At 69.6% G+C, this 14,507-nt stretch carries 15 protein-coding genes; 6 read left to right on the top strand and 9 right to left on the bottom strand.

All coding sequences use genetic code 11. The features are described 5' to 3' along the window. The first annotated feature begins 2 nt into the window (after positions 1-2). The 3 genes from ctaD to AC3ANN_RS07315 are packed head-to-tail and all read left to right on the top strand — an operon-like array spanning position 3 to position 3,078. Positions 3-1,766: an aa3-type cytochrome oxidase subunit I gene (gene ctaD / locus AC3ANN_RS07305; RefSeq protein WP_488340316.1), complete on the top strand. Its 1,764-nt coding sequence runs from the start codon at positions 3-5 to the stop codon at positions 1,764-1,766. Continuing rightward, on the top strand, positions 1,767-2,237 hold the full coding sequence (locus AC3ANN_RS07310) for a cytochrome c oxidase subunit 4 (protein WP_488340317.1): 471 nt from the start codon (positions 1,767-1,769) through the stop codon (positions 2,235-2,237). Between the two features lie 58 nt (positions 2,238-2,295). Beyond that, entirely contained in the window at positions 2,296-3,078 is a 783-nt protein-coding gene (locus AC3ANN_RS07315; protein WP_488340318.1) for a PP2C family protein-serine/threonine phosphatase, read from the top strand. Between the two features lie 48 nt (positions 3,079-3,126). Here the strand turns inward: AC3ANN_RS07315 and AC3ANN_RS07320 are convergent, their stop codons facing one another. From AC3ANN_RS07320 to ctaE, 5 genes are all read right to left on the bottom strand, one after another. Beyond that, positions 3,127-3,546 carry a rhodanese-like domain-containing protein gene (locus tag AC3ANN_RS07320; RefSeq protein ID WP_488340319.1) on the bottom strand — a complete coding sequence of 140 codons (420 nt, stop codon included), beginning with the start codon at positions 3,544-3,546 and terminating at the stop codon, positions 3,127-3,129. Positions 3,547-3,717: 171 nt separating this feature from the next. Then, complete coding sequence (gene qcrB / locus AC3ANN_RS07325; protein WP_488340320.1) at positions 3,718-5,580, bottom strand: cytochrome bc1 complex cytochrome b subunit; 1,863 nt, start codon at positions 5,578-5,580, stop codon at positions 3,718-3,720. Next, positions 5,577-6,656 carry a cytochrome bc1 complex Rieske iron-sulfur subunit gene (gene qcrA / locus AC3ANN_RS07330; protein ID WP_488340321.1) on the bottom strand — a complete coding sequence of 360 codons (1,080 nt, stop codon included), beginning with the start codon at positions 6,654-6,656 and terminating at the stop codon, positions 5,577-5,579. Before qcrA ends, qcrB begins: the two co-directional genes overlap by 4 nt. Positions 6,657-6,694: 38 nt before the next feature. Next, a complete protein-coding gene (gene qcrC, locus AC3ANN_RS07335) occupies positions 6,695-7,498 on the bottom strand; it encodes a cytochrome bc1 complex diheme cytochrome c subunit (protein ID WP_488340322.1) in 804 nt (267 codons plus the stop codon). A 20-nt stretch (positions 7,499-7,518) separates the two neighbouring features. Further along, on the bottom strand, positions 7,519-8,163 hold the full coding sequence (ctaE, locus tag AC3ANN_RS07340; protein WP_488340323.1) for an aa3-type cytochrome oxidase subunit III: 645 nt from the start codon (positions 8,161-8,163) through the stop codon (positions 7,519-7,521). 187 nt (positions 8,164-8,350) lie between these two features. Here ctaE and trpD point away from each other — a divergent pair, with 187 nt between their 5' ends. From trpD to AC3ANN_RS07355, 3 genes are all read left to right on the top strand, one after another. Further along, positions 8,351-9,412, top strand: coding sequence for an anthranilate phosphoribosyltransferase (gene trpD / locus AC3ANN_RS07345; protein WP_488340324.1), 1,062 nt, complete (start codon positions 8,351-8,353; stop codon positions 9,410-9,412). A gap of 98 nt (positions 9,413-9,510) precedes the next feature. Then, positions 9,511-10,005 (top strand): aromatic ring-opening dioxygenase LigA, encoded by a 495-nt coding sequence (locus AC3ANN_RS07350; RefSeq protein WP_488340325.1) that lies wholly within the window; start codon positions 9,511-9,513, stop codon positions 10,003-10,005. A 16-nt stretch (positions 10,006-10,021) separates the two neighbouring features. Then, positions 10,022-11,023, top strand: coding sequence for a PHP domain-containing protein (locus AC3ANN_RS07355; protein WP_488340326.1), 1,002 nt, complete (start codon positions 10,022-10,024; stop codon positions 11,021-11,023). A 44-nt stretch (positions 11,024-11,067) separates the two neighbouring features. Here AC3ANN_RS07355 and AC3ANN_RS07360 read toward each other — a convergent pair whose 3' ends face one another. The 4 genes from AC3ANN_RS07360 to AC3ANN_RS07375 form a co-directional block, all read right to left on the bottom strand. Beyond that, positions 11,068-11,373 carry an SHOCT domain-containing protein gene (locus AC3ANN_RS07360; protein ID WP_488340327.1) on the bottom strand — a complete coding sequence of 102 codons (306 nt, stop codon included), beginning with the start codon at positions 11,371-11,373 and terminating at the stop codon, positions 11,068-11,070. 142 nt (positions 11,374-11,515) lie between these two features. Beyond that, positions 11,516-12,175 (bottom strand): response regulator transcription factor, encoded by a 660-nt coding sequence (locus AC3ANN_RS07365; RefSeq protein ID WP_488340328.1) that lies wholly within the window; start codon positions 12,173-12,175, stop codon positions 11,516-11,518. After that, on the bottom strand, positions 12,172-13,350 hold the full coding sequence (locus AC3ANN_RS07370) for a sensor histidine kinase (protein WP_488340329.1): 1,179 nt from the start codon (positions 13,348-13,350) through the stop codon (positions 12,172-12,174). The genes AC3ANN_RS07365 and AC3ANN_RS07370 overlap by 4 nt, the downstream gene beginning before the upstream one ends. A gap of 84 nt (positions 13,351-13,434) precedes the next feature. Next, positions 13,435-14,376, bottom strand: coding sequence for a 5'-3' exonuclease (locus AC3ANN_RS07375; RefSeq protein ID WP_488340330.1), 942 nt, complete (start codon positions 14,374-14,376; stop codon positions 13,435-13,437). Positions 14,377-14,507: the final 131 nt, after the last annotated feature.

A 14,507-nucleotide genomic window follows, 5' to 3' on the forward strand; every position in this document is an offset into this window, starting at 1 on the left:
TCATGGCGACGACGCTTCCGCTCCAGGAGACGACACCGGGTCGCCCGACCACCCTGCCGCCGCGTCAGGCGGCGCTGCTCAGCGCTTCGCGCGTCGAGCAGAAGGGCAACATCATCGTCAAGTGGATCACCTCCACCGACCACAAGACGATCGGCTACCTGTACCTCATCGCATCCGTCATCTTCTTCCTCCTCGGAGGAGTGATGGCGCTCATCATCCGCGCGGAGCTCTTCGAGCCCGGCATGCAGGTCGTGCCGACCAAGGAGCAGTACAACCAGCTGTTCACCATGCACGGCACGATCATGCTGCTGATGTTCGCGACGCCGCTGTTCGCCGGCTTCGCGAACGCGATCCTGCCGCTGCAGATCGGCGCCCCCGACGTGGCGTTCCCGAGGCTGAACGCGTTCGCGTTCTGGCTGTTCCTCTTCGGGTCCACGATCGCCGTCGCGGGCTTCCTCACGCCGCAGGGTGCCGCGTCCTTCGGCTGGTTCGCGTATCAGCCGCTCGCGAGCGCGACGTTCTCTCCAGGCGTCGGCGGAAACCTGTGGATGCTGGGCCTCGGCATGAGCGGTTTCGGCACGATCCTCGGTGCCGTGAACTTCATCACCACGATCATCACGATGCGCGCGCCCGGCATGACCATGTGGCGGATGCCGATCTTCTCGTGGAACACCCTGATCACCAGCATCCTCGTCCTGATGGCGTTCCCGGTGCTGGCTGCCGCGATCCTCGCTGCAGCGGCTGACCGAGTCCTCGGCGCCCACATCTACGACCCGCAGAACGGCGGTGTGCTGCTGTGGCAGCACCTGTTCTGGTTCTTCGGGCACCCCGAGGTGTACATCATCGCGCTGCCGTTCTTCGGCATCGTGTCGGAGATCTTCCCGGTGTTCAGCCGCAAGCCGATCTTCGGGTACAAGACCCTCGTCTACGCCACGATCGCGATCGCGGCTCTGTCGGTCGCCGTGTGGGCCCACCACATGTACGTCACAGGTGCGGTGCTGCTGCCGTTCTTCGCGATCATGACGATGCTCATCGCGGTCCCCACCGGTGTGAAGATCTTCAACTGGATCGGCACGATGTGGCGAGGGTCGGTGACCTTCGAGACGCCGATGGTGTTCGCGCTCGGCTTCCTGGTGTCGTTCGTCTTCGGCGGTCTCACCGGCGTCATCCTCGCCTCCCCGCCATTGGACTTCCACCTGTCGGACTCGTACTTCGTGGTGGCGCACTTCCACTACGTGGTGTTCGGAACGGTCGTGTTCGCGATGTTCGCGGGCTTCTACTTCTGGTGGCCGAAGTGGACAGGCAAGATGCTCAACGAGCGTCTCGGCTACGTCCACTTCTGGATGCTGTTCATCGGCTTCCACATGACGTTCCTCATCCAGCACTGGCTGGGCGTCGACGGCATGGTCCGCCGCTACGCCGACTACTCGGCGGCCGACGGCTGGACGTGGCAGAACCAGGTGTCGACGATCGGCGCCATGCTGCTGGGCGCGTCGATGATCCCGTTCCTGTTCAACGTGTGGATCACCTCGCGCAAGGCGCCGAAGGTGACGGTGAACGACCCGTGGGGCTATGGCGCGTCGCTGGAGTGGGCGACGTCGTGCCCGCCGCCGCGGCACAACTTCACGTCGATCCCGCGCATCCGCAGCGAGCGGCCCGCGTTCGATCTCAACCACCCCGAAGCCGGCATCCCGGTGGGCGTCGGCCCGGCGAAGGACGCCCCCGAAGCCCCGGTTGCAGACCTCGCCGAGGGAGAGGTGAAGTAAGTGCGCACCAACACCGGACTCTGGTGGCTGCTGTCGGCGTTCTTCCTGCTGGTTGCGCTGCTCTACACCGGCTGGAACCTGCTCGAGAACTGGGCCGCCGCGGTCGATGCGAACCCCGAGGGCACTTGGTGGACCTACTTCACCGACTCGGTCGAATGGGTCGGCACGGTCGGGCTGTTCTTCACGGCCTTCATGGGCGCGCTCATCGCGTTCTACGTCGGCAAGGTGCACAAGGCCCAGGGCGGCGAGCTGCCCGAAGACATCCTGACCGCTGACATCGACGACGGCGACCCGGAGCTGGGCGAGTTCAGCCCCTGGTCGTGGTGGCCGATCGTGCTGGCCTTCTCGGCCGCGCTCGCCATGATCGGACTCGCCGTGGGCGCCTGGCTCATGCCGATCGGCATCGCCGTGTTCGCGGTCGCGATCGTCGGCTGGGTCTACGAGTACTACCGCGGACACTTCGCCCGCTGATCCCGCCCATGCTGTTGCGGCACGCGCGCGTGAGGCTCCTCTGCTGAGGGGCGCTCACGTGCGCCTGCGTGCGGCCGCCGTCTCGGATGTCGGACCGCACCGGTCGACGAACCAGGATGCGGCGTTCACCGCCTCCTGGGGCGCGGCCGTGGCCGACGGGGTCGGTGGGGGACCGGCCGGAGACCTCGCGTCCGCGGCCTTCGTGCACCGCGTCGCCGCAGGGCATCTCCGCGGCGTCCATGCCGAGCAGCTGACCGACAGCATCCGCTCCGCGAACTGGGACCTGCGGCTGCACGCGCAGCGCGACCCCGCGCTCCGCGGAATGGCGACCACGTTCACCGGATTGTTCGTCTCGCGTGACGGCGAGCTCCTCCTCGCGCACACCGGCGACTCGCGCGCGTACCTGCTCCGCGCGGGTGCCCTGACGCAGCAGAGCCGAGACGATTCGCTCGTGCAGGCGCTCGTCGAGCAGGGCCTCGTCTCTGCGGAGGATGCCGCCTCCCACCCGCACCGGAACGTCATCACCGCGTCGCTCAGCGGAGCCGAGCATGACGGCGTGACCGTGGTTGCGCATGAGCATCGTCCGGGCGACCGATGGCTGCTGTGCAGCGACGGATTGACCGACTACGTGGCCGAGATCGATATCCGTGCGGCTCTGGCCGACCACGACTCAGTAGGGGCCGCCGCGGCGGCGTGCGTCGAGCTCGCACTCGAGGCGGGCACGCGCGACAACGTCACCGCCGTCGTCGCGGACGTGACGGCCGACGCCGGCGTCGCGGGAGGCTCGAGGTTCTACGGCGCAGCGGCAGATCGCTTCATGGAAGGCCTGGAGTCGGCCTGAACCGCCGGGTCGGCGCGTCGACCCTGGTCGACCGGCGACGAACCGGCGTCAACCGGAGACCCGCGCCCGGACGACCATGACCTGCGGGTCGAAGACGCGGGGGAGCTCTCCCTCGTCGTTCTCGGTCGGCTGGCCCTCGCGGATCCAGTACTCGTATCCGCCGATCATCTCGCGGACGGGGAAGCCCAACTTCGCGAACTCCACCGCTCCCTTCGCGCCGGCGTTGCATCCGGGACTCCAGCAGTACACCACGACCGGCGTGCCCTCGGGGATCTCACGGGGCGCACGCTCGGCGACGTCGCGGTACGGCATGTGGATCGCGCCCCTGACGCGGCCCTGCGCCCATGCCTCGTCGCCCCGGACGTCGACGAGCACGAACTCCTCGCCGGCCTTCTGCGCGGCGTACACATCGGAGGCGTCGGTCTCGAGGGTGAGCTTGGTGGAGAAGTACGTGAGGGCATCGATCATGCCTCCAGGCTACGGCGGCCGGCGCACTCCGGCGCGTGCGCGTGCCGTCAGCTCGCGCCGGAATCCTGCCGAACCGGCGGCATGGCGACGCAGCCCTGCCGGTGGAACGACGGATGCCCCGGCACGAACCGCTACGGTCGTGCCGGGGCATCCGGTCTGAGGGTGGGCGGCCTACTGGCCGGTCTCCTTCTCGCGGTTTCGCAGGGGCTTCGTGCCCGCTTCCGGCTCCGGGACGATCACGTTCGAAGGACGCACCGCCGTCTCGGAGTTGCGGCCGTCGTCGATCGGCGTGTGCGGAGCGTCGGGCACACCGGCGCGCACGTGCGCCGCCTCGAGCTCGGCGTCCTCCTCGGTGGCGATGTGCTCGAGCGTGTGGTGCTGGTGCGCCAGCGCCGCGTCGAGCTCGCTCTGCGTGACCGGCGTCAGCCGGTCTTCGAAGAACCACCGCGAGATGGCCGCGCGGACGTTCTCGTGCCACGGGATCCGGCCCTTCGCGTTCGGCCGGACGACCAGCGGGGCGTAAGTCTCGAAGTCGACCAGGCGATAGCGGTCGTACTCGTCGACGGGCTGATGCACCTCGATGTACTCGCCGCCGGGGAGGCGGACGATGCGACCGGACTCGTAGCCGTGCAGCGCGATCTCGCGGTCCTTCTTCTGCAGCGCGATGCAGATGCGCTTCGTGACGAAGTACGCGACCACGGGACCGACGAACAGCAGCGCCTGGAGAGTGTGGATGACGCCCTCCATCGTGAGCCAGAAGTGGGTCGCGATGATGTCGGATGCGGCCGAGGCCCACAGCACGGCGTAGAACGTGACGCCGGCGGCGCCGATCGCCGTACGAGTGGCAGCGTTGCGGGGGCGCTGCGCGATGTGGTGCTCGCGCTTGTCGCCCGTGACCCACGCCTCGATGAACGGGTAGATCAGGACGAGCACGATGAACAGACCCAGTCCGACCAGCGGCACGAGGATGTTGAACGACCAGGTGCGGTCGAGGAACACGACCTCCCAGCCCGGCGGGATCAGGCGCAACGCGCCGTCGGCGAAGCCGATGTACCAGTCGGGCTGCGTGCCCGCCGAGACCGGCGACGGGTCGTACGGACCGTAGTTCCAGATCGGGTTGATCGTGAACAGCGATGCGATCAGCACGATGACGCCGAACGTGATGAACAGGAAGCCGCCCATCTTCGACATGTAGACCGGCATCATCGGGTAACCGACCACGTTGCTGTTCGTGCGGGCCGGCCCGGCGAACTGCGTGTGCTTGTTGATCACCATCAGCATGAGGTGGACCACGAGCAGGCCGACGAGGATCGCCGGCAGCAGCAGGATGTGCAGCGTGTACAGACGTCCGACGATCGCGGTTCCGGGGAACTCGCCGCCGAACAGCAGGAACGAGGTCCACGTGCCGATCAGCGGGATGCCCTTGACCATGCCGTCGATGATGCGCAGGCCGTTGCCCGAGAGCACGTCGTCGGGCAGCGAGTAGCCCGTGAAGCCTTCGCCCATCGCGAGGATGAACATCACGAAGCCGATGACCCAGTTGAGCTCGCGCGGCTTGCGGAACGCCCCGGTGAAGAACACGCGGAGCATGTGCACGCCGATGCCGGCGACGAACACCAGCGCAGCCCAGTGGTGGATCTGGCGGACGAGGAGCCCGCCGCGCAGGTCGAACGAGATCTCGAGGGTCGAGGCCATGGCGGCCGACATCTCGATGCCGCGCATCGGGAGGAACGCACCGGTGTAGTGGGTCTCGACCATCGACGCCTGGAAGAAGAACGTCAGGAACGTTCCCGACAGGAGCACGACGACGAACGCCCACATGGCGATCTCGCCGAGCATGAACGACCAGTGATCGGGGAAGATCTTGCGGCCGAGCTCCTTGACGAAGCCCGACAGGCTGGTGCGCTCGTCGATGTAGTTCGCCGTGGCGCCGATGAAGCGGCCGCCCAGCGGCTTGTCACGCGGGGGAGGCGGCTCGGAAGAGACGGCCGGCTCCCGAGTGAGGTTCTCGGTGGGGTGAGTGGCGGTACTCAATGACGCTCCCAGAAGCTCGGGCCGACGGGTTCGGTGAAGTCGCTGCGTGCGACCAGGTAGCCCTCGTCGTCAACGGTGATGGGCAGCTGCGGCAGCGGTCGGGCGGCCGGGCCGAAGATGACCTTGGCGTGATCGGTGACATCGAACTGCGACTGGTGGCAGGGGCACAGCAGGTGATGGGTCTGCTGCTCGTAGAGCGCGACCGGGCAGCCGACGTGCGTGCAGACCTTGGAGTAGGCGACGATGCCGTTGTACGACCACTCCTTGCGCTCCTCCGACTCGACGAGCTGCTCGGGGAGGAGCCGGACGAGGAGGACGATCGCCTTCGCCTTCTCTTCCAGGTAGCCCTCGCTGTGCGACACGTCTGCGAGTGCCTCGGGGATGACGTGCACGGCGGAGCCGAGCGTCAGGTCGGCCGCGCGGATCGGCTCACCGGTCGGGTCGTGCGCCAGGCGCATGCCCTTCTTCCACATGGTGTGCTCGAGGAGCGCCACCGGGTTGCCCGCCTCGGGGTGCTCGGGCGAGTCGAACGGCGCGAGACCGCGGAAGAGCACGATGCCAGGCGCGATCGAGGCGACGAGCGCCGCGATCATCGAGTTGCGGATCATGACGCGGCGCCCGAAGCCGGACTCCTCGTTGGCGTCGGCGAACGCCTTGATCGCCGCGTCGCGCGTCGAATCCCGTCCGCGCGTCGCGTGACGGGGCTCGATGAACTCCTTGTCGGACACGACGGCCTTCGACCAGTGGATCGTGGCGAGGCCGATGGCCAGCAGCGCGAACGCGATGCCCAGGCCGATGAAGAGGTTGTTGGCGCGGATGTCGACGATCCGGCCGCTCTCGATCGGGAAGAGGAAGTAGGCGGCGATCGCCCAGATGCTGGCGCCCACCGACAGGTAGAAGAGCGTGTACACCGTGCGCACGGCACGGCGCATCGCGACCGGGTCCTTGTCGGTCATCCGCTCGCGGTGAGGGGGGAGCCCAGGGTTGCTCACCGGGTCGGGGACCGCGACGGCGAGCCCGGGGGAGGGCTTCCAGGAAGCCCTCTCGTGCTCGAGCGGGTCGTCCTCGTGGGCCATGCTGCTCCTCGTCAAGTGTTGCGTCTTGCGTACGTCGATCAGTTGGACTTCGCCGTGATCCACACGGTGATGGCGATCAGGGAGCCGATGCCGAAGATCCAGATGAAGAGGCCCTCGGAGACGGGGCCGAGCGAGCCGAGCGAGAACCCGCCCGCCGACTCGTTGTCCTGCAGGTAGAGCAGGTAGGTGATGATGTCGCGCTTCTCTTCGGTGGTCAGCGTCATGTCGTTGAACACCGGCATGTTCTGCGGACCGGTCACCATCGCCGCGTACATGTTGAGCGGGGTGGTGGTGTGAAGCGCGGGAGCGTACTTGCCCTCGGTGAGGGCGCCGCCCGCACCTGCGACGTTGTGGCACATCGCGCAGTTGATGCGGAAGAGCTCGCCGCCCTCGGATGCGCTGCCCTCGCCGTCGAGCACCTCTTCGTCGGGGAAGCCCGGGCCCGGAGCGATGGACTGGATGTAGGAGCCGATCGCGGCGATCTGCTCGTCGGTGAACTGCACCGGCTTCTGCGGGGCCTGCGGGCCCTGCATCTGCAGCGGCATGCGGCCAGTGCTCATCTGGAAGTGGACGGCGAGCTCGCCGACCCCGTAGAGCGAGGGGCCGTCCTCGGTGCCCTGGACGTCGAGTCCGTGGCACGTCGCACAGTTCGCCTGGAAGAGCTTCTCGCCGTCCTCGACGGTGAGCGCCGTCGAGGCGGCGGTCTCGGGAGCCGTGGCGGCCATCGCCGCGGATGCGCCGGCGTAGACGCCGCCGGTGATCAGCAGGCCGACGCCGATGAGGGCGGCGGCCGCCCAGGGGCTGCGGCGGCCTTTCGAGCGGCGCGTGGTCTCTCGTGCCATGTCGGGTTTCAGCTCCGCTCTCACTTCAGGAAGTAGATGACGAGGAACAGGGCGATCCAGACGACGTCGACGAAGTGCCAGTAGTACGACACGACGATCGAGGACGTCATCTCCTTGCGCCCGAAGTTCTTGACGGCGTACGCGCGCCCGATCACGAGCAGGAAGGCGATCAGGCCGCCCGTGACGTGAAGGGCGTGGAAGCCGGTGGTCAGGTAGAAGGCGGACGCGTAGGCGTTCGCGTCGATGGGCATGCCCTCCGCGACGAGCTGGGCGTACTCCCAGACCTGGCCCGACACGAAGATGGCGCCGAGCGCGAACGTCAGCCAGAACCACTCGACCATGCCCCACCGCTGCCAGAACGAGTTCTGCTTGACGGTGTACGGCTGGAACCGCTCTGCGGCGAACACTCCCATCTGGCACGTGACGGACGACAGCACGAGGATGATCGTGTTGACGGTCGCGTACGGGATGTTCAGCAGCTGCGTCTCTTCGGCCCACAGGTCGGGAGAGGTGCTGCGAAGGGTGAAGTAGATCGCGAAGAGGCCCGCGAAGAACATCACCTCGCTGCCGAGCCACACGATGGTGCCGACGGCGACCGGATCCGGCCGCTTGACGGACCGCATGGCCTGGGAGTAGGTCGCTGTGGAGGTCGTCACGCTCCCCATTATGGCCGATTCGGGGCCCCGATTTTCGCATCCGCGAGCACGCGTTCGCAGGGACCTCGACTTAGGGCGTCCTAAGAGAACGCCGCGAGTCGGCCGTGAACACGCGGTGAAGACCCGGAATCGCGCGAAGCGGGACCCCGTGTCACGAATCCGTTTCGATTCCCGCGCGCGGCTAGGCTTGTCAGCCATGGCGGAGCTGTACACCTGGCCGGGCATCCTCACGACGCTGCTCGAGCGGCGCGACCTCAGCGTCTCGGAGTCGACGTGGGCGATGCGGCAGATCATGTCGGGGTCCGCGACGCCGTCGCAGCTGTCGGGGTTCCTGGTGGCGCTGCGGGCCAAGGGCGAGACGGTGGACGAGATCGTCGGATTCCGCGACGCGATCCTGGAGGCCGCCGTGCCGCTTCCCGTGGACCCCGCCGTGCTCGACATCGTGGGCACCGGCGGCGACCGCTTCGGCACCGTCAACGTCTCGACGATGGCGGCCCTGGTGGCGGCGGCATCCGGGATCCCCGTCGTCAAGCACGGCAACCGAGCCGCCAGCTCGTCGTCGGGCTCGTCGGACGTGCTCGGAGCGCTCGGCGTCGATCTCGCGCTGTCGCCCGAGGCGGTCGCCGAGACGCTGTCGAGGGCGGGCATCACGTTCGCGTTCGCCGCCGCGTTCCACCCCGGGTTCAAGCACGCCGGCCCGTCGCGCAGCGAGCTCGGCGTGCCGACCGTGTTCAACTTCCTCGGGCCGCTCGTCAACCCCGCTCGCGCCGAGGCGAACGCCGTCGGCGTCGCGCAGCTCGACCGCGTGCCGCTCATCACCGGCGTGTTCCGAACGCGCGGCGCGACGGCGCTGGTGTTCCGGGGCGACGACGGCCTCGACGAGCTCACCACGACCGGCCACAGCCGCCTGTGGGAGATCAGCCTGGGAGACATCCACGAGCACGACCTCGACCCGCGGGATCTCGGCATCCCGCTGGCCGACATCGACGATCTGCTGGGCGGCGACCCCGCCCACAACGCCGCCGTCGTGCGGCGGGTCCTCGGCGGCGAGCAGGGTCCGGTGCGCGACATCGTGCTGCTGAACGCGGCGGCGGGGATCGTCGCGTACCGGCTGTTCCGCGACGCGACCCAGGTTCAGCGTCCGATCCTCGAGCGCCTCGCCGAGGCGCGCGACGACGCCGCGGCTGCGATCGACAGCGGCGCGGCGACGGCGACGCTCGAGCGCTGGATCGAGGCGACACGCGCGCTGGCGTCCTGACCGCGGCGCCCGCGGCGCGGCGCGACGGCCTCTTCCGTGCCGTCGGCGACTGCCGCTAGCGTGAGCGGCGGGGTTCCCGCACGCACATGGAGGATGCCATGACCGCTGAAACCACCGCCCACGTCGAGGGCTCCGTCGAGCCGCCGGCACGCAAGCTCGGCGGCGTGAAGGTCGTGGGCATACTGGGCATCCTCGCCGGGATCGTGCTGATCGTGGCCGGCATCGTGGTCTGGATCATGGTGTCCAGCCAGCTTCAGGCCGAGCGGATCACGATCCCCGACGACGCGATGGCGTTCCAAGGCCAGACGGTCGCGGGCCCGTTCACGGCCTACGTGCAGGCGGACGTGATCCAGCAGCACGCGCTCGAGGCGTCCAGTGGCAGGACGTATGCCGAGCTCGACCAGGACGATCCGCTTCGAGAGACCATGATGAACGCCTCGTTCCTGCGGGCGTCGCTGTTCACCTCGGTCGTGTCGTTCGGCGTCGCGGCCTTCGCGATCGGGATCGGCATCCTCTCGATCATGTTCGGCTGGGCGCTGCACCGGCTCGCGGGCGCGCCCGTGATCGTGCGGCAGGCGACGGTGGTGACGTGACGCGCGGGCACCTCGCGTGAACCCCCACGACGCGCTCACCGAGATCGCCACGCTCCTCGAGCGCGAGCGGTCGTCGCGCTACAAGTCGAAGGCGTTCCGCGCAGCCGCCGATGCGATCGCGGGCCTGAGCGAAGCGGAGCTGGCGGATGCCGCATCCCTGCGCCGCCGCAAGGGGATCGGCGAGTCGACCTTCGCGGTGATCCAGCAGGCGCTCGCCGGCGGGGTGCCGGAGTATCTGGCCGATCTGCGGGAGCGGGCAGGCGAGCAGCGCAGCTCCTCGATGCGCGGACTGCTGCGCGGAGACCTGCACTCGCACAGCGACTGGTCGGACGGCCTGACCTCGATCGATCTGATGGTCGACGCGGCACGGGCGCTCGGACACGAGTACCTCGCCCTCACCGATCATTCGCCGCGGCTGCGCGTGGCGAACGGACTCTCGCCCGAACGGCTCCGCGAGCAGCTGGACGTGGTCGCGGGCATGAGCGGCGACGGCTTCACCCTGCTGTCGGGCATCGAGGTCGACATCCTGGACGACGGATCCCTCGACCAGCTGCCCGAGCTGCTCGACGAGCTCGACGTCGTGGTGGCGTCGGTGCATTCCAAGCTGCGCATGGAGCGCGGTCCGATGACGCGCCGCCTCGTCGCGGCGGCGTCGGATCCGCACGTCGACGTTCTCGGGCATGTCACCGGCCGGCTCGTCCAGGGCTCCCGCGGGACGCGGCCGCAGTCGACCTTCGACGCTCGCGCGGTGTTCTCGGCCTGCGCCGAGCACGGCGTGGCGGTCGAGATCAACTCGCGGCCCGAGCGAGAGGATCCGCCCGACGAGCTCATCGTGCTGGCTATGGAGCTCGGATGCCTCTTCTCGATCGATTCGGACGCCCACGCGCCCGGTCAGCTCTCGCTCCTGGACTACGGTGCGGAGCGCGCCGAGCGTCTCGGAGTGCCGCCGGAGCGCATCGTCACGACGTGGCCGCTCGACAGGCTGCGCGCGTGGGCGACGCGCGAGCGCGGCGCCTGAGCCGTCCGGCCCGGCGCCGCGCCCGCGGCTGCGGGATCGCTCGCTCAGCTCGGCGCCGCGTTCGCGCGGATCACCTCGAGCCGCGCGCGGTACTCCGTCTCGTCGATGTCGCCCTTGGCGAAGCGTTCGGCGAGAGTCGTCTCAGCCTGGCGGACGGGGCTCAAGCGGCCGTGCGGCCCGTAGCCGTTCTCGGCAGCGGCCCGGCGCCAGCGGCGCCCGAAGATCGCGAACAGCAGCGCGATCAGGGCGATCCAGAACAGCGGGATCAGCAGGAACCACCACCCGAAGCCCCACGGGCCGGCCATATGGGCGGGTGCGGAGGCGATCCCTGCGGTCAGTGCAGCGGACATTGCGGATTCCTCTCTCTGGCATGGCCGCGCCGGGGCGGTGCGACCGGATGCGTCGAGTCAACGCGGGTCGCGGCATCCGCGAATCCGTCCGCCGGAGTGAATCCGCCTGCTCCCGGCGGAGTACTCCGGATCGGTCGGAGACCTACTGCCAGGGCGAGGCGAGGCCGGATTCGTACGCGACGATCACGAGCCTCACGCGGTCGCGGGCGTGGAGCTTCTGCATGATGCGGGAGACATGCGTCTTGGCGGTGAGGGGGGAGAGGTGCAGGCGGGCGCCGATCTCGTCGTTGGTGAGGCCCTCGGCGACGAGGCGGAGTACGTCGACCTCGCGATCGGTGAGCGCCTCGATGAGGCGGGGGTCGGGCGCCTCGCGCAGCCCGGAGGCGGCGCGCTCGAGCAGGCGCCGCGTGACGCTGGGCGAGAGCAGCGCGTCGCCGGCCGCCACGGCGCGGACGGCGCGGATGAGGTCGGCGGGCTCGGTGTCTTTCACGAGGAACCCGCTCGCGCCGGCGAGGACCGCCCGTGTGACGTACTCGTCGAGCTCGAAGGTGGTCACGATCACGACGCGGACGGCGCCGAGCCGCTCGTCGTCGGCGATCCGCTCGGTGGCCCACAGTCCATCGCCATCGGGCATGCGGATGTCGACGAGGACGACGTCGACGGGCGTCTCGCGCAGCGCGCGCAGCAGCTCCTGCCCGCCGGATGCCTCGGCCACGACCTCGATGTCGGGTTCCGAGCTGAGCAGCGCACGGAACCCCGCCCGCACGAGCTGATGGTCGTCGGCGAGGGCGACGCGGATCATGCCGGTCCCTCCCACGGCAGTCGCGCCACGACGACCGTGCCCTGTGCATCGCTCTCGACCACGAGACGACCGCCCGTCAGCTCAGCCCGCTCGCGCATGCCGCGCAGACCGCCGCGCTCGAGGGCGTCCGCAGGGATGCCCGCGCCGTCGTCCTCGACGGTGAGCACGAGGTCGCGGTCGTCGCGCTCGACCCGGACGGTCGCGTGCGACGCGGCGGAGTGGCGCACGACGTTGGTCAGGGCCTCCTGGGCGATGCGGTAGGCGGCGGTCTGGACCGCGCTCGGCGGCGCGTCGTCGAGCCTGTCGTCCAGGTCCACGGCGAGGCCGAGTCCGGTGCGGCCGGCGACCAGGCCCGGCAGCTGCGCGAGCTGCGGCTGCGGCGTGAGCGGCGCGGTGTCGGGAGCCCCGGCCTCGTCGCCGCGCAGGAACGCCAGCACGCCGCGGACCTCGTCGAGCCCTGTCGCGCTGAGCGACCGGATGTTCGCGAGGGCCTCGCGGGCGCGTTCCGGCTCGCGATCGAACAGGTGCAGTCCGACGCCCGACTGCACCGCGATCTGGCTGAGCGAGTGCGCGAGGACGTCGTGGAGCTCGCGGGCGATGCGGGATCGCTCCTCCTGCTCGGCGGCCCGCCGCCGCGCAGCCAGCTGCGCGCGCCGCTCCTCGGCGCCAGTGATGCGGGCGCGGATGCCCTCGCCGACCGCGAAGCAGATCGCGAGCCCGAGCGTCGCGATCGCGATCCGCAGGGGATGCCAGTCGTAGCCGGCGAGCTCGGCCCCGACGACGGCCGCGAGCCACGCGGCCCCGACCGCGATCAGTGCCCACAGCCGCGCGCCCCGCACCACGGCGCCGATGATCGCGAACACGAGCGCGATCGGGGGTGGACCCGTCAGGGGAGCGACGAAGAGATCGGCGGCGGCGAGCGCGGCGACGACGGCGATCGTCGGTCCCGGCCAGCGCCGCGCGGCGAGCAGAGCGAGGGCGGATGCCGCGGCGAGAGCCACGCTGATGAGTGCGAGGGGAAGCGGCACGCGCTGCCACCACGACATCGCGATCGTGCCCGGAACCTGCACGACGAGCGACACGAACACGGGGAGGAGCAGGGTCAGGGCGGGACTCGCGCGGAATCGCGGCGCGGTCTCGTCGGCCGCCCTCTCGCGCCACGTCCGCTCCGGCATGCGCTCGATGCTACGCCCGGGCCCGCAGCGGCGGATCCGCCCGACGGAGGCGTCGTGTACTCCCGCGGGAGTACACGACGCCGCTCACGGGACGTCGACCTCGTCGAGGGCGTCGAACGCGTCGACGATGCGGTTCATCGCGGTGCCGAGCGCCCACGTCTCGGCGAGCGCGACGGCATCCGCCTTCTGCTGCGCGCTGAGCGGTCGCAGCCGGGAGTCGGGAACGGCCAGCGGAAGGTCGCGGACGACGGCCACGACCCTCGGCGCGACCTCGAGGTAGGGGAGTGCCGCGAGGATCTTGGCGCGCACGCCGGCCGACATGCCCTCGCCCGCCGCGGCAGCCTCGATGATCCCCTCGAGATCGCCGTGCGCGGCGAGCAGTCCTGCGGCCGTCTTCTCGCCGACCCCGGCGACTCCGGGGAGACCGTCCGACGTGTCGCCGCGCAGCGTCGCGAAGTCGGCGTACTGCGACGGCAGCACCCCGTACTTCGTCACGACCGACGCATCGGTGAGCACTTCGAGGTTGCTCATGCCGCGCGCGGTGTACACCACGCGCACGTCGCGTGCGTCGTCGACGAGCTGGAAGAGGTCGCGATCGCCGGTGACGATGTCGACCGGCATCGTGGCGGTGGAGGCGAGAGTCCCGATGACGTCGTCGGCCTCGTGCTCGGGTGCGCCGATGATGCTGATGCCGACGGCCTCGAGGGCGGCGCGGATGACCGGCACCTGCACCTCGAGCGGGTCGGGGACCACCTCGACGTCGGGGCCGCCCGCGACCACCTCGGCCACGCGGTGCGTCTTGTAGGTCGGAATCAGGTCGACCCGCCACTGCGGGCGCCAGTCGTCGTCCCAGCAGGCGACGAGGTGCGTCGGCCGATACGTCGTGACGAGCTTCGTGATGATGTCGAGGAATCCGCGCACCGCGTTGACGGGTGTGCCGTCGGGGGCGCGCACCGTGTCCGGCACGCCGTAGAAGGCGCGGAAGTAGAGCGAAGCACTGTCGAGCAACATCAGTCGGTCTGCCACAACGGCCATCCTGGCACGCGGTGCCGACGCCACGAGCCGTTCACCTCGCAGACCCCCGCGCGTCGCCTGTCGGCACCCGTCTCGTTCACATCCGCCGCTCACCGTGGTGAGACAGCCGGCGGAAGGAGGCG

It is taken from the genome of Microbacterium sp. STRO-2N (genome assembly GCF_057747775.1).